Raw genomic sequence first — 17,752 nt, forward strand, 5'->3', positions numbered from 1 at the left:
TTCCTCCTCTATAAAAATGAAAAACTGTTAAACGAACATTTTTATTACAGCGCTAGTTCATAATTAGTATCTTGCACAAAGGTTTTGAAATCAGCTGCTAACACTTCAATATCACGTGAGAAAATTCGATCTTTAGTAATGGTTGGTACGGTTTTTCTAATTCTGGAATAAATTTTTCTTGTTTCCGAAGCCAGTTTATCCACCCCTTGAATATCGGCTGCTTGAGCCGCACAAATTGCTTCAATCGATAGAACCCTTCGTGTATTTTGGATAATTTGATAAGCATGACGTGCAGCAGTCGTTCCCATGCTGACATGATCTTCTTGATTCGCTGAAGATGGGATAGAATCGACACTTGATGGATGCGCTAATACTTTATTTTCGGAAACTAATGAAGCAGCAGCGTATTGAGTAATCATGAGCCCGGATTCTAAACCAGGATCTGCACTTAAAAATGCCGGCAGCCCGCTAAGCTGAGGGTTTACTATTCGTTCAATGCGCCGTTCAGAAATATTCCCAAGCTCCGCCATTGCAATTCCTAGAAAATCCATAGCAAACGCAATGGGCTGCCCGTGAAAGTTCCCTCCAGAAATTACTTTGCCGCTGTCGGCAAAGATGAGCGGGTTATCGGTTGCTGAATTAATTTCAATTAACAGCTTTTCTTTTACATAATTTAAAACTTGATAAATAGCACCATGAACTTGAGGAATGCAGCGCAGTGAATAAGCATCTTGCACTCTTATTTGACCTTGAGAAGTAGTTAATTGACTGCCTTCTAAATATGAAAGAATTCGGGCAGCTACCTGCTGTTGTTCCGGATAAGGTCTTACTCCATGAGACTCGGGCATGAATGCATCTAAAATGCCTTGCAGGCCTTCTAACGTCAGTGCTGCAATCCCGTCAGCAAGATCTGCTAGCTTTTGAGCTTCAAGGTACGAAACTACTCCTACAGCTGTCATTGCCTGAGTGCCGTTGATTAAAGCTAGCCCTTCTTTTGCTTGTAATTGGATAGGCTCAAGCCCCGCTAGCTTTAAAGCTTCTTCTCCTTGCATTCGCTGACCATTATATACAGCTTCTCCTTCTCCAACTAACAGCAGCGCTAGATGTGATAATGGAGCTAAGTCACCGCTAGCTCCAAGTGAACCTTGACTTGGGATAACCGGCACTACATTTTGGTTTAAGCAATCGATAAGCAGCTGCAAGGTTTCCAGTCGTATGCCTGAATACCCTTTAGCCAATGCATTTGCTCGTAAAAGCAGCATCACTCTGCTTACCTCTAAAGAAAATGGTTCTCCTAGTCCGCAGGCATGACTCCGAATCAAGTTAATCTGCAGATCAGCTAAGTCCATTTTTGAAATAACCGTATCGCTAAACTTTCCGAATCCAGTATTTACTCCGTAAATTACGTTGTTGTTCGTAATACTCTCTTCAACTAACGTTCTGCTTTTTTGGATATGTTCAACTGCGTGATCGCTAATTTTTACGGAGTATCCTTGGTAAATAACTTTGTAGATTTGGTCGAACGTCAGTGAATTTCCGTCGATTTGAATAAACATCATACCCGCTCCCTTGTTAAACTGTAGACTACTTTTTTTTGAACACAAAAAGGGGCTATATCAAAGAGGAAACAAGCTCCTTTTGATATAGCCCCCTATAAACTAACCTACCTACACTATGGGCTTTTATTAATAATTGGCATTTCAACTTATACATACAAACAATCGCTAAATGACTAAATCACTATACACTTTAAGCTGTACAACTTAAAGCAACTAGGGTACCTACACTAAGTATTACGCTGAATTAATCATTTGTCAATTGTTATTTAAGAAAATTTTAAATAATCTGAAATAAACTTATTATTTCTTATAACAGCGATGATTCACGGCTGCACAATTTTATTTTTCAAACGTTATCGGACGTTCATGTCACTTGGGTGCGGACCTTTGCGGCGATTGCTGTTTAACCCATTAATCTCTGCCATATCATCGGCAGTGAGTTCAAAATCAAACACGTTAAAGTTCTCTTCTATTCTAGACGGTGTAACTGATTTAGGGATGACAATTGTGTTGTTTTGTAAGTGCCAGCGCAATACAACTTGAGCCGGAGTTTTGCTATGTACTTCAGCAATTTTTTGAATGACCTCGTCTTGTAACACTTCTCCTCCTTGATCAAGAGGGCTCCATGCTTCCACAAAAATATTATGTTTGGCGCAAAACTCTTTTAATTCATTTTGAGCTAGATACGGATGGCACTCAATTTGGTTTAAAACCGGTGTTACATCACATTCGTTTAACAAGCGCTCTAAATGCTCAATTTCAAAGTTGCAGACGCCAATTGCTTTTACTTTTCCATCGTGATAAAGCTTTTCTAATGCTTTATACGTCTCCACATACTCATCATATTGAGGCGTAGGCCAGTGAATTAAATATAAATCGACATAATCAAGTCCTAATCGTTCTAAGCTTTCATCAAATGCACGTAATGCATTTTCATAGCCTTGGTCGCTGTTCCAAACTTTTGTTGTAATAAACAGCTGTTCTCGAGGAACAGAAGATTCTTTAATAGCCTGGCCTACTCCTTCTTCATTTTTATAAATCATGGCTGTGTCAATAGAGGTGTACCCAACTTCAATTGCTTTTGACACTGCAGCTGCTGCCTGGTTATCTTCTACTTGCCATACGCCAAATCCAAGCTGAGGCATTTTTAAACCATTGTTTAATGTAACAGTATTCATTTTACACGTCTCCTTTTTTGTTAAAAAATTCAAAGTTTTAATGATGGTGCCAGCCGATCAGCATAGCAACCTGTCCCATTATAATGCCGACTGGGATTCCTATAATCATGGCTCCAAATCGAAATTTAAAAGACCATGCGCGCGGCACAAGGGAAAACAAATAAATCATACTCATCGTTGCCATACATGTACTGCTAAAAAAACTGACGACAGTGTGTAAATTTGGCATTACTTCTCCTCATTTCACTAGAACGTTTGCGCCTTTTCAATTTCATCATTTATCTTTCGTTCTAATGCCTATGTTTTCGCAGCCGACATAGTTACATTCGTCAAATGGTTCCGTAATCCTGCTTTAATCAGTTAAAAATACTTTACCTACGTAACTTTTTTAATTAAAACGAATATGTGCTTTTAACTTCAAAGTTGTGTATAATTTCTGTATATTAAAATAATAAGATTTTTCACTGTAAAGAACAACTGCACGTTTTCTATAAGGCAATCATACATATTTGCAAGAAAGGAATGGATATAAAAAATGTCGATTGGAAAAGTAAAAGCATATTTTAAACAATATGGTATGGAGAATCGAATTATCGAAATGGATGAGTCCAGTGCTACTGTAGAACTAGCAGCGCAAGCTTTAAAATGCGAGCCGAAACGGATCGCAAAAAGTCTTTCTTTTAACGCCGAAGGAACTGTTCTATTGATTGTGGCAGCAGGAGATGCGAAAATTGATAACCGAAAATACAAAGAAGAGTTCGGAACCAAAGCAAAAATGCTTGGAGCAAGTGAAGTAGAAACGCTGATTGGTCATGCTGTAGGCGGAGTATGCCCTTTTGCCGTTAATGAAGGTGTTCACGTGTACCTAGATGAATCTCTGAAACGTTTTGTCACCATTTTCCCTGCCTGTGGAAGTGGAAATAGTGCAATCGAATTAACAATACCTGAACTAGAAGAATTTTCGAAATGCTTAAAATGGGTTGATGTATGCAAAGGATGGAATGAATAATTTAGGTAAATTACGGTACAACTATACATAAAATAAATAAATCAGCACGCCCACAAGCTGAAACAGTTTTTTGTTTCAGCTCATTGGTGTATCTAAACGAATTTATGAAACAGCTTAACCCAACCTAGGTAAGAAACCCCTAAGAGAAATACAAAAAGAAATAGTAAAGGAATGTTCCTAGGGATAAAAAGCCAGCCGTCTAACGTATTCCACAGAAATTCACTTTTATTTGCTTTTCTCATCATTTTCACCTCAAGCAGATTTACTATTTTGTCTTCAAAAATTCTTTTACATAGTTATATACAGTATCTTCAACTTATGACCTTTTTTCAAGAAAAACGTGCACGGAAAATTGATTGAATGTGAATCTTTTGAATTTATCCTCGCTATGTACTCATTCGTCATCTTAGTTTCATCTGTAAAAAAGAAGAAGCCTACATTTTTAGATGCAGGCTTCTTCTCGTTGATTCAGTCTTTCCTTTGTTTGCCTAGTCAGGCCCTTTCGTTACGTATATCGGTTCATAACCAAAGTGCCTTGTGTCAGATACGAATATCTGCTTTCAATTTGCGGTAATACATTTGCTGAAGTCGCTGTTAAGCCTTTCAAAACTAATCAGTCCCTTCATACGCTAAGTATTTAACCTTTCACAACAACCATTTGCATGATAGCTGCTGTACTATATGTGTACCCCGTATTTATATAGTAAAACCTTAAAAAACAATTTTTTATTATATAATTTTTCTAGACTTCAAAGCAAAGAAAATTTAGATAGTATAGATGAAAGACACCCCTCACCTATTAGCGCTTCTACTGCTCGTACTCAAGCGTTCAAAGAAAAGCATCCGCAGTGAAATTCATCAAATTTATTTATCAAATTTATTTAATGTACGATTTCATCAATTTTTTGAAATGCATCTTCAAGTGAAGTATATCCATTTGTTTCTCCTTCGTTACCTTGAACGGTCCATTCTTGCTTTTCTAATGCTAGTTTCCCGTCTTTATCTTTTAGATAAGGTCTGTTAAGCATAAACACATGATCATTCTTTTTTACTGTGTAGCCAAGATAATAGTGATTACCTTCTCCTTCTTCTTCATATACGGAGACGCCTTGAAGGTTATATTTGTTTAAAATGTCATCCATGTGATGCGTCAGTTCACTTATAGCCGTTTCTCTTTTTACATATTCCACATTTTATACCCCTTTTCATTTTGATTTATGTTTAGCATTCCCTTGAGCATATTCAATTACACTATCTTTCAAACGTTATCTGAACAAAGCAAATCAATATGATCATCATTCATTGCATAATAAATCAAAAAAGCCACCTCACTATAACACAATAAAAAAACATTGCTAAGTGAAGTAGCTTTTTATTAATTAATGGAATCTATAAAAATAAGAAGACGTGCGAAACTTGATTATAGTTCAGTTAAAATAATCGGTTCGCCGTTTGTTACCACAATCGTATGTTCACACTGTGCTACAAGACTATTATCAGGTGTAACAAACGTCCAGCCGTCGTCTCCGCGTTCAATGATATGATCAGCTTTCATAGAGATAAATGGCTCGACAGCAATAACAAGGCCTTTTTTCAAAAGGGCTTTATCCATTGGATCATAATAGTTTAAAATATGGTTAGGAGCGTCATGCAAGCTGCGGCCCACACCGTGACCCGTTAAGTTTTCAATAACAGCATATCCATTTTGATGTGCAAAGTTAGAGACAGCGCGACCAATTTGGTTTTGTTTTGAACCAGCTTTTACTTTTTTCATTGCTGCCCAAAATGCATCTACTGCAGCTTGGCACAGCTTTTCTTTTTCTTCGTCTTGCCCAATAACAAATGAAATACCCGTATCTGAATAATAGCCGTCAAGTACGGCAGATACATCCACATTGACTAAATCGCCATCTTTTAATACTCGATCTCCCGGAATACCGTGAGCCACTTCTTCGTTTACACTAATGCACGTTACACCTGGGAAATTATATTCTTTTTCAGGTGCAGAAATAGCACCGTGTTCATCCAATATTTTTTTACCGATCATATCAAGCTCTTTTGTTGTCATGCCTACTTTTGCTTGGTTTTTCATCTCTTCGCGCGCAAGTGCAACGATGCGTCCAATTTTGCGTAAACTTTCTAAATCTTGTTCGTTACCAATAATCATAAAAAACACTTTCCTTCCTCGAAATATATATCCTATCCGATTTTATCATATTTTTATGAGGATTTTTCAAAAGACCTTTTAAGAACTAAAATGTACAATTAATTAGACTAGTAAGATATTTATCATATGTCAAAATCCTCTTCACTAACCTATGGAATTCAAAAAAGCATGCTACTTTACCGCAGCATGCTTTTTTATGGTATATAAAAGCTCCCTCAAACAAGCAGAAGCTTTCACAATTCCTTAATCCACTGTTTCAAACTTCACATCATTAAACAAACTAGTAGAATTCCACACGTTCAACCCCGCATAGCCTTCTGAAAAGGTATGGTCCACTGCATCAATCACAAGTTTATCATTGAGATAAACTTGAATGTGTTCTCCTTCAGCCGTTACTTTCAAGCGATAATCCGTATTTGTCTTTAAATCCAGCTTTCCCCCATCATTGTAAATAATGAGGTCCTTTCCTATTCCGTCTCTAAACGCAATGAGTTTTACTTGATTATTAAGCACATCTACATTCGCAGCGTAAGCGTTATTTGCCTGTTCATCCGAACGGAATACTAGCGCTCCTGCTCCTGTAGAATTTGAAACAGGATCGTCTAACACCTTTATCTTTGCCTCATATATAAATTTTTTTGCTTTTTCTGATGATAAAGCAAAGGCATCTTCTTTGCTTCGTCCTTGTTTTCCATTAATCGTATCGGCCCATAGTCCGCTAATGCTTTTCCACCCTGATAAGTTTGTTTCAACAGGACTTTTATTCCAAATAGATTTTAATGGATACATCTTCAAGGAATTCAATTTCACAGCTCCTCCTTTGCTATAAAGCCTTATTTTATTACTTGAAAGCGTCGGAAAGAGCTGATCTGTTATTACTTCTGTGCCGTCATTACCAAATACTTCTACAGATGACTGGTCTACAAACATATGAAGCTTAACCTTTCCGTCTTTTGGAAGCATGGAAGCAGAGTGTTTGCCTTTCACATCTTCACCAAAATCAAAACTTCCAGAGTTTGTTCGGTCAACAAATAATCGCTGCTTGTTTACGTTATAGCTGACTTTTGTATTTTCACTGCCTTCTTTTTGAATTTGAAAACCAAATTCTTGTGCATCTGTATTAGAAACATCAAATTCTGCCATAATTTCATATTTGTTTTCCTGTATGCCTGAAAGAAGATTTTTATTTTCAACGACCATCAGATTCTTTAACACCTTTTTTTCTTGCTTATTGCGAATTGAATCAATTGAAACAGGTGTTTGTTTTAAACGAAGCCCTTTTGCTGTGTTGGTGAGTTCTATTTTTCTTGGAATTGACATAGAACTTCTCCAAGTAGTAGTTGGGGTATTGTTGGCATATTGCCAGTTGCTCATCCAGCCTAGCCAATACTTTTCTCCGTTATCTCCTTCAACTCCGCTCCAATCTACAGCAGCATAAAAGTCGGCACCATAATCTGTCCAAAGCACTTCCTCTGGCGGGTTTTCATTTTTAAATGTTTTCCCGTCAAAATCACCAACAAAGTACTGCATACCTGAACCTCCAGCTGCCGCTCCATCATTGATGCTGACTTGCAGCACCCATTTTTTCTTTGTACTGTCTCCATCAACCGGCAGTTCGAGTAAAGTAGGACACTCCCAAATCCCTCCGTTGCTTCCATGAGTTGATTCCACCCATTCTCCTGACACAGTATTCCAATCTGAAAGCTCTCCGCTTTCCCTTTGTTTAACTTCCTCCGGTTCTTTTGCTACACTGTCTATTTTCTCCGGCATTTTTTCTGTATTAAATACATTAATATCATCTAGATTAATGTGCCCCCATCCGCCTACAGCTTGATCAACGGCTTTAACGTACAATACTTCTCCTATATACTTAGAAGCATCCCATACGTAGCGCTGATACTTTTCATCTGCAAACTTTGTATTCGCTTGACGAATCAATTCTTTATCGTCAGAGGCCCTGACTAAGGAGACATAGCGGTTTGTGGGGTCGTTTCCGCCTCCCATTAACAAATTGATTTCACCTGATCCGCTCAATTTAAAATAAGATGAATGTAATTCTCCAGTGGCATTATCGCCGTCTTGCTTATCGGAAAATCCCCATAAATGATACTTTCCTTTTTGTTCAAAGAGACCGCTCCAATTTGCGGTGGCATCCGTTACATGATCGTTTGTGAATGCATTTCCTTTTATCGTTTTCCAGCCGGTGAGATCGCCTGTTTCAAAACTTTTATTTTTAATTTCCTTTTCATCTGTATCAATAAACTTGGTCATGTTAACATCTTGAAACCGGACTGAGGATTGATGAACATGTAATCCAAACAATCCTTTTGAAAAAGTTTCATCTTTTGCAGTAAGGGTGAAGTTATCGTCTATATACAAATCAAGTTTATTTCCCGAGGCAGTTACTTTTACTTGATGTGATTTGCTCGCATCAATTTTTGCGTTGATTTCGGCAAGGACAGTTGAAATGCCATTTTGAAGCTTTACTAGTTTGATTGTATCTTTAGAAGTATCCACGCTAGCTATATATCCGTTTTTGGCTTCCGCGTCTGCCCGAAAGAGTAGTGCACCTGAACCAGGATTTCCATCTAAAAATGTCATATTTGACTTAAAAATGAACTGATCTCCCTGTTCTTCACTCATGATATATCCATCGCTGTCAGATTTACCGGTTTTTCCATCAGCAGTATCATTCCACGTTCCCGTAACAGGTTTCCAGTTAGATAGATTGGTTATAAAATTAGATTGATTCGTAAATTTAACATGACGAAAGACAGCTGTGGAATTCCATGCTGTTAATCCAAACTGACCATTTTCAAAAGATGCATCACTGCCTTCTAGAACCTGTTTTCCATTTAACAGTACCTTAAAGTAGTGACTATTTGTTTCTACTTTTACATGATATGCTTGTGATGTATCAAGCCTCATCGGCTTTGAAACAACGGTCGTTACGTTTCCTTTCTCCACTTTGTTAAGTGTTAAGAGGTTCTTTTCTGCATCTAAATTGACGGTATATGCGTTTGTTGCGTCTTTATTAGAACGAAAAACAAGACCGCCTGCGCCTGCGCTTCCATTCTTTTCTACAAGCGTAATTTCTCCCTCCAGAGTAAAGGATTGACCTTTTTGTTCGGATAAAGTATATGAGTAGGCACCATTTTGACCGTTTGCTTGGATGCCTCCATCAGGTCCAAACTCACTTGCGTATTTCCAACTTTTCAAGTCAGGTGATGTATAAAACATAATTTTATCTTTAGCAGCTAAAGACATCACCCACTGGTTGGTTTGCTCGTGCCAAAACACTTTTGGGTCGCGCCAGTCAGGAACTGGGGGATTGGGCATAACAGGATTTCCTTCATACTTGGTCCACGTTCTTCCGCTGTCCTTGCTGTATGCTAGACTTTGCACTTGTCCTTTTCTGCCAGAGTGTGTAAAGATAGCTACCATTGCTTCTTTTCCAAACCCTGCGGTATTATTCCAATCGATAACGGCACTTCCTGAAAAAATCTCTCCGTTCTCGTCTGGAGAAAGAGCAATCGGCAGGTGTTTCCATTTCACTAAATCTGTACTAACTGCATGCCCCCAGTGCATAGGTCCCCAAGTGGTACCATAAGGATAATACTGATAAAAAAGGTGATACTCTCCGTTATAATAGACCATTCCATTTGGATCGTTCATCCAGTTCGCTTCTGGAGAAAAATGAAATTGATTCCGGTATTTTTCTTGATAATACCCTGTATTATCAGCTAATACAGGGTATGCAGAAAACAAGCTTATGGAACAAGCGACTCCAATCATCAATAACTTTTTAACGATTCTTTTCATCTTCCTTTCCTCCTTTATTTGCATACTGGTTATGTAAAACATTTTCACCAGCAGATGCTAGAAGAATAGATGACTCCTCTTATTTATCACCCTAAAAAGCCTATCCAATAACCCCCTATACCAATTAAGAAAATACCGAAAATAATAAGCAGCGGATTTGTGCCTTTTCGAAGCATCCATGCTACTAATAGAGTTAGAGCTAAAGGAAGCAGCCCCGGTAGAATACTATCAAGTACGTCTTGCACGGTTTTTACCACAACTTTACCAGAATCATCTTTGATCCTAGAAACAACCACTGGTATATTAATAGTGGTCCATTTCGAAACTAACGCTCCCATTACGAAGAGTCCCAAAATGGATGCACCTTCCGTCAGTTTTTGAATTCGATTGCCTACTAAATCTTTTAAAATTTCTGTTCCTTTTAAGTAGCCATATTTTAATCCATAATATTTTGTACTTAATCGAATTGCATTAATTAAGATGAAAAACAGCAGTGGGCCGGCAATATTCCCGCCTAACGCAAGCGATGCGCCTAGGGCCGCGAGAACTGGTCGAAGCGTTCCCCAGAAAATAGGGTCTCCTACACCAGCAAGCGGGCCCATTAATCCAATTTTCATTCCGCTGATAGCTTTTTCATCAAAATCTTTTTTGTTTGCCATTTCTTCTTCCATTGCTGCCGTGACGCCGAATATAGGTGCAGAAATCCATGGGTGTGTATTGAACCATTCTAAATGACGCTTTAATGCTGCATTTCGCTGAGCTCCCGGTCCATATAAGCGTTTGATTGCTGGAATCATGACATAGCAATAGCCCATTGCTTGAACACGCTCAAAGTTAAATGAACCGAGTAAAAAATTCGAACGAATGAACATGCTAAAGATATCTTTTTTCGTTAATCTTTTTTCATTTTCCATCTCTATCCCTCCCTTAAGTTCGCCATTTAGGCATCTAAATCATCATCGTCATCATCATATACTTGTTCGCTCCCTGTAGCTGCGGGAACGCCTGCCGGCTGCATTTGATTTCGCTGCTGCATTACTTGTTGATAAAGAAGTGCTAAACAAAGACCCAGCGCTCCAAATCCTACCAGGTTAAACCCTGTAAATGCCGCCAATAAGAACCCGATATAGAAAAAGGGCTTTAAATGAGGAATGTTCATCATATTGATAACCATGGCATATCCTACGACTACGATAATGCCTCCCCCAATTTGCAGGCCTTTTGTAATAACTTCCGGAATATTTCCGAGGAAAGTTTGCACGGCGCTTACGCTGATTAATGTAACAATTAAAGTTGGAATCATAACGCGGAGAGCCTGAAAACCCATAGCAGTAATATGCATAATTTCAATTCCTTTAAAGTTTCCTTCTTCCGCGTACTTATCAGCCCGATGAATTAAAAATACTGTGATGGTACGAACAAAAATGGTGAGTACTTGCCCTGCAGCTGCTAAAGCTATGGCTACCGCAATGCCTTCACCAATCCCCTGACCAGCTGTGATAACTAAAATAGTTGAAATAACAGAAGCAATAGCCGTATCGGGTGCCATCGCCAATCCAACATTCATCCATCCAAGAGCCATTAATTCCAGTGTTCCACCTAAAATAATGCCGGTTTTTAAATCTCCAAGCACCAAGCCTACTAACGTACAGGCAATGAGAGGACGATGGGATTGCCCTTCGTCCAACACGCTTGCGATACCAGTTACTGCTGCAATGACTAATAATAAAATAATTTGTATGGAAGACATAAACTCATCTCCTTATTTGATTTTTGTTTCGTTTCTCAGTAGTTGAATAAAATTTTCACTAGAATCTGAAGGTAATTGGCGCAGCTCAAGCTTTACGCCTAGTTCCTGCAGTTTCTCAAAAGCATCGATATCTTTTTTGGTAACGCTTACAGATTTAGTGATTTGTTTTCGGTCATTAGCAAAACGCATGCCCCCTACGTTTACTGTCTCAATAGGTACGCCCGCTTGAACAAGAGCGACAATGTCTGCGGGGTTTTCAAACAGCAGCATGGCTGTTGTATCCTGATAGCGAGGGCTGTGAAATGCTTTTGTCATTTTAGAAATCGACACAGCGCTTGCCTTTACATTCGAAGGAGCCACAGAAAGAATAAGCGTTTTTCGCATTTCATCCGCTGCCACCTCATCTGAAACAATGATAATTCGATCTGCTGCATTTGTTTTGATCCATCTTGTTAATACTTGCCCGTGAATAAAGCGGTCATCAATTCTTGCTAAAACGATTTTCATAATAATCCATCCTCTCCGATTTGGTTTGCTTGCTGGATTTTCTCCAAATGTTCACTGCACACTTGAAAACTTTCTTCATTCACCTGCTTTAATCTTCCTAGCATCTCTTTTAATGTAACGTGTTCCCTCATGGCTAACACTTCTAATAGCATAGGCAAGTTAACTCCGGATACCATATCCGCTGTTTTATTTTTAAGGATATATGGAGTAGCCGCATTGTAGGGTGTACCTCCGAAAATATCGACTAAAAAAAGCACTTCATTTTCTAAGGGCACCTCCTCTAGTGCCTGCTTATATTTTTCTTCAAGGGTTTGGATACCCTCGCCTTTTAGAAAAGGTACGGCTACTACGTGATTCTCTTCACCAAATATCATTTTGGAAGACCCCTCTAACGCTGGCGCGAAATCACCATGTCCACTAATAATGACTGAAATCATGTACACTTGCTCCTCTCTTTTACGTTCTACACTTATTTATTGCAAGTATCGTGCCAACAAAGAGTATTAAGCGCTTTCATTTATTTTTCAATACCTTTTTCTGCGTTGTTGATACAGGTTCCTTAAAATAAACAAACCTGTATCAAAACGTCATTCGTTTTAATACAGGTTTTTCTGTTATTTTAAAAATGGGATAAAAAAAGAAACTAGTGGCATATAAATCAAACTAGTTTCTCAGAATTATAATATGATTTTTACATTTCATCCGCAAAAATGGTGGCAATAAATAATTTTTCATCTCTTGTTAAGGTAAGTTTCAGCTTTTTTTCGACGGCTTGTAATGTTTTTTCCGTTTTTTGATAAATGTTTTCTAACTGGTGAGTGATTTCTTCATCCTCGGGAAAAGTAAGAGGTTCATTTTTTATCATTCTTTCTAAAGCAAAGGCTGTATGCATCACAATTCGAATCATAACAGTGTTGCTTAATTCCATTTCTAACTCATCTTGTACATGACTTAACCATTCTAACAGAATTTCACTTATGAGGTACGGATTAATAAATAGAAGGTACTTTCGCAAGTTTTCTTCGCAAAGTTCACGCACCACAATATTCGCTTCGGTTTTCTCATCATCATAGCTTATCGTTTCTTTTGTAATTGCCTGTTGAAGTATTCGCTCTCCCTGCCCTTCAATGAGGACTTCTAATGATACATGAGGCGCATCAATCCTTGGATTTTTAGTGCCTGCCGTTGCAACAATTTCATATTCTTTTTGAATTTCTCGAATGTTTGCTGCTAATTTAATAGAAGAAACGGTTAAAATTTTAATAGGTTCTTGAGATACTTTGCGTGAAATAATCGTTAAGATTTTTTCTAATTGTTTTGCTGTACCGCTTCCTGTTGTACAAATAGAAACAAGTGCTTTCTTCTTTCCAAACACGTGCTGCTGTTTATCTATAAATTCCATAAAGTCTTTTTGCACCGAATCAAATATGGCATATAAATTTAAATCTAAATAATTTACTTTTCTAACGGTGTCTAACACCATAGACGTCGTCACATTGCTGATGGTTTTAATCTTAGTCCCTGTTTTTTGTTCCAACTTGCTTTCTAACATGGCAAGCGAACCCATGTCCACAAGCATTAATACGCCTTCTCCTTCATCTACTTTCTTAATTCCTTGGATTAACCTGTCTACAATTTCAACTGGAGATACCGTCAAAGGCACATCAATAGCTATAATAGGAGTGCTTCCTAAAAGCTCCGTAGCAACTTCAACCATAGAAGTTGCCGTGCTGTTTCCATGGGCAGCAACTACAATTCCTACTCGTTTATTTTCTTCTAACGTTCGAATTGATTGAATAACCATTGTGAGATAAATAACTTCTATTTCTGGCACGCAGATGTTAAACCACTTTTCAATTCGATTTTTAAAAAGCAGTGCTACCGCATATTCTTTTGGATATGTTTCGCGAATTTCATCTATCTCCTTTGTATTTAATACGTCTACTTGTTTTTTTCGCTTTAAAAAGGATTCCATATGCATACTTAAAAAATGAATAAACCTGCGATCAAATTTACAGTTCAATTCTTTTTCAGCCAACTGTTTTAATTCTTTTGTAAGCTGAATCACATGGTCTTCCACAAACTTCATTAAATTAGAACTCTGGCCATTTTTTTGATTAAAAAAGCTTCGAACATTCAAATGAATGTCGGTAAGAATATACTGATTGATGTCTTCTTGAGATAAACCTTCTTTTGTTAAAACATCTACTTTTTCTTCTATTAACTGATATAAATTAAATGATACGTCTTCCTCCATTTTTATTTCTTGGCTCTCCATAGCCGGGGAGATAATCGTTTTAAGGTTTACATATTCAGAAATTTTTTTGCTACGCTCCATATTTTTACTATTTGAAATCCAATCTCGTTTAATATCGTCAGGCAGATCTCGCACTGTAAGTTCCACCATATGTTTACTATCAAGGTTATTTAAAAATCCGTGTGCGCAAACGAGCTGCACATTCGACTTTAACTGCCCTACATTCCCGAATTTTTCAGTGTGGATTAAAGCATTTAATACATCAATGTGGACACTTAGCTTTTTATTAATTCGTTTAGCCTCCTGTTCTAAAAGAAACGTGGTGAGGCGAATTTTTTCTTTTAAAGACCTCTCTTCTAATGAGGGAATATGGATAGTCATCGGAATTCTTCTTAAGAAAGTTTGCAGTAAGGCTGAACCGGGATTTTCAGTTGTAGCACAAATAATTAATACCTTAGACGTTCGCTTATGATCTGTTTCCCCTAGACGGTTATACGTACCTTGATCAATGAGATAGAAAAGCATTTCTTGGCCTTCGGGAGGAAGCCGGTGTACTTCATCCATAAAGAGAATACCTTCATTTGCTTGTTCTACTAAACCTACTTTACTTTCAGTTGCTCCGGTGAAACTCCCTTGCTTATGACCAAATAACTGAGAAAGAAGTAATTGAGGATTATGGTAATAATCAGCGCAGTTAAAGGTAATGAACGGGGCATCTGTTTTTAGCCTCTCTGAATATAAGGCAAATTGATAGATTCGTTTTGCAAAAAGAGATTTTCCCGATCCCGTGGGACCTAATAGCAGCATATGTAATCCATTAGGCGGGTAAAGAACAGCAGCTTTTGCTTGAGAAATCGATTTTTTCAAACTTCCGGTAGCTCCAATCATTAATTCAAAAGGATTAGCAGGAAGAGCTTCTTCTTTTCCCCCATTAGATAGCTGCTCTAGCTTTTCTACTTCCATCTTATTCGTATCCCACTTTTGACGACAAATGATTTCAACAATCTCTAGCGGAACGTAGCGAACGGGGAACATTTTAATTTTGATTACTTTTTGCATGCGGACAAGTTTGTTAAGCTCAAGACTTACATTAGATCTCTCTAAATCTAACTGTTCAGCAATTTCAATCGCTGAGCTTCCTTGTTTATGTAAAAGTTCCACTTCTGTAAACTCTTGAAAATTACTCAACAGCTGATTGTATACCTTATCAATTCGTTTCATTAGAAGCACCTTCTTTATTTTCAGTTAACGATTGGAATTTTCTCTTTCAAAGAAATGATCATTCCCTACTACTACAAGCTATTTCATCTACAAGTACCCTCATGTCATACTAATCTATGAAAACGTTTCAAACCATTATATGTAAATATATTAAGTTAGTCAAACCTGCATGTCAACCGGTTTCATTCTTAAAGTTATAGTCTGTCCGAATGTTTCATTTTCTTTAAATAACTATCAATGTGTACACTGCTTTTTTATTTAATCAGCACTGCGGTTACAGCACATTTTTGATTAAATAATAAAACGAAAGAAAACAGCAGCAGTTACCGCCATCTTCTTTCGTTTTTAAAAATTATTTGTCCGTACTTAATTGCCCTTGTGGTAAAAAACTGTTTTTCACAACAGCTGTTTTTGATCCTTTAATATTTAATAAGAAGCTAGGAGCAAAAGTAGAATGTTCCTCTGAATAGAAGCCTCTGTTTGTCATGTAACTTGTAATTACGACATTGTCTCCTTTCACTTGTGGAACTGCAAAATGTGAATACGTAAACGTTTTGTCATTAGGATCGAGGTCCATATGTAAAACAAGTCCTGTATCATTTAGCGGCTTGTATTTTCCTGTCAGCGTATTTGATACGTATCCTAGCATATATACGTCATCTTGGCCGATACCATCAATCGTCATTTTAGATCCGCGAGAATCTGTAAATAAGTACCATTTTCCATCTTTTTTAAATACATTTGCGCGTTCAATTTCATCTGTCACCGTGTTTGAAGTAATCAGTGGATCCATTACTTTTTTCAAGGTATAATCGTTATTTAGTTCAACAATACCTAATGCACCGTTTGCTAAAGAGGCTTTCTTTTTATTAGAGCTCTGCAGTAATTTCTCTTTTTCTGATTGGAAAAATGGATTATTTCCACCGTAGTAAGCTCGATTGTAAAGGGAATCTTCACCTTGATAACCATCTTCAGTTCCTGTGTTTGCTTCAAATACAAGGTATTTATGCCCTTTATCCTCTACATAGTGAGGATCTCTCAACGTATGATTATCTCCTGAACCATATGCGCCTTCGTCAATAAACTGCTGAATATTTTGATACTTTTTACCATCACCATCAAAAATGGATTTATGATCTTCAACACCTTCAATTTTTAACGTATCTCCACCCGGCTGGGATACATTTACTTGAGCCGTTGTTAAGGTTTGTTTTCCATAGTTTGTACCTGAAAAGTTAGTATAGAATAAGCGTATTTTTCCGTCTGATGTTAAAGTAGCAGATCCTGACCATTCTTGGGTTTGCTTTTTCAAATGAGGATCATTCGGTACGAATTTGTCACTGTCTTTGAACACTCTTCCTGCATTTTTCCAACTGTCAATCGAATCTTCACCGATTTTTTGATAAAACACATAAATAGATGTATCATCAGCATCTTTCGGATCACCTGCTAGTGCAAATACAACTTGGTAACCATTATAGTTGGCTACTGTTCCGTCAGCATTTTGCAGAGGCCAGCTGTCCCATACGTCTAAATCAATTAAATTGCCCGATTTATCGTACCCTTTTGCAGAAGCAATATTTTTGATTGTTGATTTATCAAAAGCTGGAACTTTAAATTGTTCGCTTTTTTGCTGCTGAGGAATTTTCAGCATGTTATCACGCGTAATATGGGAAACTCCATAATTATTGTTGGTATCTTTATGATTGCTTTCAGCAGCCCATGTTTGAGATCCAGCACCTACTAACAGAGCTGTAGCAAAAGATAAAGCTGTAGTTTGCTTTGCGATTTTCTTAATATTCATCTGTTTTTCTCCCTTTTGTATAATACCTTTTCTTGTGTCACTCACAAGTAATTCATTTTCTATGTATCGAGAAGTCATATCAATCTGGCGAAATAACAGAACCGGTTCCATTACCTTTCCAAGATTACTTGCATAATATTGAAAAGTCAAATAGGTAAAATGGAGTGATTATCTCATTTTTCTCCTCTTATATTTTTCATTTGGTTATAAAGTCTTAAACCTTCAATTTTTTGATTAAATAGGCAAATCCATCGTCATATTTAACCTGCTATTTTTTTATAAACTCTTCTACAGCTATTAAAGTAGACCATTTTCAAAAAAATATCGTTAATGTATTTTTTTGTGAAATAGTGGAATAATTTATTATATAATAGTTCCTATTGGCAATAATGAGAGACCAAAGAATTAGATAATCACTTTTTATTTTGATTCTTTTATCCTGTTAAATTTTATGTAGATTTTTGCAAGAAATCGCTAT

Annotated in this window: 12 protein-coding genes and 1 pseudogene; 1 reads left to right on the top strand and 12 read right to left on the bottom strand. The window is 37.3% G+C overall.

From position 1 onward, the window contains the following. Window positions 1–44: 44 nt before the first annotated feature. From hutH to AC3WJG_RS08595, 3 genes are all read right to left on the bottom strand, one after another. Window positions 45–1,556 carry a histidine ammonia-lyase gene (gene hutH / locus AC3WJG_RS08585; RefSeq protein ID WP_098248917.1) on the bottom strand — a complete coding sequence of 504 codons (1,512 nt, stop codon included), beginning with the start codon at window positions 1,554–1,556 and terminating at the stop codon, window positions 45–47. A 356-nt stretch (window positions 1,557–1,912) separates the two neighbouring features. Further along, entirely contained in the window at window positions 1,913–2,737 is an 825-nt protein-coding gene (locus tag AC3WJG_RS08590; RefSeq protein WP_060747550.1) for an aldo/keto reductase, read from the bottom strand. A 37-nt stretch (window positions 2,738–2,774) separates the two neighbouring features. After that, entirely contained in the window at window positions 2,775–2,966 is a 192-nt protein-coding gene (locus AC3WJG_RS08595; protein ID WP_034275619.1) for a hypothetical protein, read from the bottom strand. 306 nt (window positions 2,967–3,272) lie between these two features. On the opposite strand from AC3WJG_RS08595, the gene AC3WJG_RS08600 reads away from it, so the two are divergent. Further along, window positions 3,273–3,746, top strand: a complete 474-nt coding sequence (locus AC3WJG_RS08600; RefSeq protein WP_060747549.1) for a YbaK/EbsC family protein — start codon at window positions 3,273–3,275, stop codon at window positions 3,744–3,746. Window positions 3,747–4,627: 881 nt separating this feature from the next. On the opposite strand, the gene AC3WJG_RS08605 is transcribed toward AC3WJG_RS08600, so the two are convergent. The 9 genes and pseudogenes from AC3WJG_RS08605 to AC3WJG_RS08645 form a co-directional block, all read right to left on the bottom strand. Further along, window positions 4,628–4,936: a DUF5634 family protein gene (locus AC3WJG_RS08605; protein WP_337133375.1), complete on the bottom strand. Its 309-nt coding sequence runs from the start codon at window positions 4,934–4,936 to the stop codon at window positions 4,628–4,630. Window positions 4,937–5,166: 230 nt separating this feature from the next. Next, a pseudogene (map, locus tag AC3WJG_RS08610) lies at window positions 5,167–5,962 on the bottom strand (type I methionyl aminopeptidase). Window positions 5,963–6,156: 194 nt separating this feature from the next. Next, window positions 6,157–9,735: a glycoside hydrolase family 32 protein gene (locus AC3WJG_RS08615; RefSeq protein WP_337133376.1), complete on the bottom strand. Its 3,579-nt coding sequence runs from the start codon at window positions 9,733–9,735 to the stop codon at window positions 6,157–6,159. Between the two features lie 86 nt (window positions 9,736–9,821). Further along, window positions 9,822–10,649, bottom strand: coding sequence for a mannose/fructose/sorbose PTS transporter subunit IID (locus tag AC3WJG_RS08620; RefSeq protein WP_013056298.1), 828 nt, complete (start codon window positions 10,647–10,649; stop codon window positions 9,822–9,824). Between the two features lie 26 nt (window positions 10,650–10,675). Then, on the bottom strand, window positions 10,676–11,485 hold the full coding sequence (locus AC3WJG_RS08625) for a PTS mannose/fructose/sorbose transporter subunit IIC (protein WP_028408130.1): 810 nt from the start codon (window positions 11,483–11,485) through the stop codon (window positions 10,676–10,678). A gap of 12 nt (window positions 11,486–11,497) precedes the next feature. Further along, window positions 11,498–11,992 carry a PTS sugar transporter subunit IIB gene (locus AC3WJG_RS08630; protein ID WP_160203412.1) on the bottom strand — a complete coding sequence of 165 codons (495 nt, stop codon included), beginning with the start codon at window positions 11,990–11,992 and terminating at the stop codon, window positions 11,498–11,500. Continuing rightward, window positions 11,989–12,429, bottom strand: coding sequence for a mannose/fructose/sorbose PTS transporter subunit IIA (locus tag AC3WJG_RS08635; protein WP_253352568.1), 441 nt, complete (start codon window positions 12,427–12,429; stop codon window positions 11,989–11,991). The genes AC3WJG_RS08630 and AC3WJG_RS08635 overlap by 4 nt, the downstream gene beginning before the upstream one ends. Before the next feature lie 254 nt (window positions 12,430–12,683). Beyond that, complete coding sequence (locus AC3WJG_RS08640; protein WP_253352567.1) at window positions 12,684–15,470, bottom strand: sigma-54-dependent transcriptional regulator; 2,787 nt, start codon at window positions 15,468–15,470, stop codon at window positions 12,684–12,686. 352 nt (window positions 15,471–15,822) lie between these two features. Continuing rightward, window positions 15,823–17,274, bottom strand: coding sequence for a glycoside hydrolase family 68 protein (locus AC3WJG_RS08645; protein ID WP_253352565.1), 1,452 nt, complete (start codon window positions 17,272–17,274; stop codon window positions 15,823–15,825). Between the last annotated feature and the right edge of the window lie 478 nt (window positions 17,275–17,752).

The organism is Priestia sp. FW507-14D1A, from assembly GCF_058781295.1.

What these genes read in the sequence shown, in the direction of transcription:
- hutH (WP_098248917.1), bottom strand. Translation starts at nt 1,556, where the DNA reads ATGTTTATTCAAATCGACGGAAATTCACTGACGTTCGACCAAATCTAC.
- AC3WJG_RS08590 (WP_060747550.1), bottom strand. Translation starts at nt 2,737, where the DNA reads ATGAATACTGTTACATTAAACAATGGTTTAAAAATGCCTCAGCTTGGA.
- AC3WJG_RS08595 (WP_034275619.1), bottom strand. Translation starts at nt 2,966, where the DNA reads ATGCCAAATTTACACACTGTCGTCAGTTTTTTTAGCAGTACATGTATG.
- AC3WJG_RS08600 (WP_060747549.1), top strand. Translation starts at nt 3,273, where the DNA reads ATGTCGATTGGAAAAGTAAAAGCATATTTTAAACAATATGGTATGGAG.
- AC3WJG_RS08615 (WP_337133376.1), bottom strand. Translation starts at nt 9,735, where the DNA reads ATGAAAAGAATCGTTAAAAAGTTATTGATGATTGGAGTCGCTTGTTCC.
- AC3WJG_RS08620 (WP_013056298.1), bottom strand. Translation starts at nt 10,649, where the DNA reads ATGGAAAATGAAAAAAGATTAACGAAAAAAGATATCTTTAGCATGTTC.
- AC3WJG_RS08625 (WP_028408130.1), bottom strand. Translation starts at nt 11,485, where the DNA reads ATGTCTTCCATACAAATTATTTTATTATTAGTCATTGCAGCAGTAACT.
- AC3WJG_RS08630 (WP_160203412.1), bottom strand. Translation starts at nt 11,992, where the DNA reads ATGAAAATCGTTTTAGCAAGAATTGATGACCGCTTTATTCACGGGCAA.
- AC3WJG_RS08635 (WP_253352568.1), bottom strand. Translation starts at nt 12,429, where the DNA reads ATGATTTCAGTCATTATTAGTGGACATGGTGATTTCGCGCCAGCGTTA.
- AC3WJG_RS08640 (WP_253352567.1), bottom strand. Translation starts at nt 15,470, where the DNA reads ATGAAACGAATTGATAAGGTATACAATCAGCTGTTGAGTAATTTTCAA.
- AC3WJG_RS08645 (WP_253352565.1), bottom strand. Translation starts at nt 17,274, where the DNA reads ATGAATATTAAGAAAATCGCAAAGCAAACTACAGCTTTATCTTTTGCT.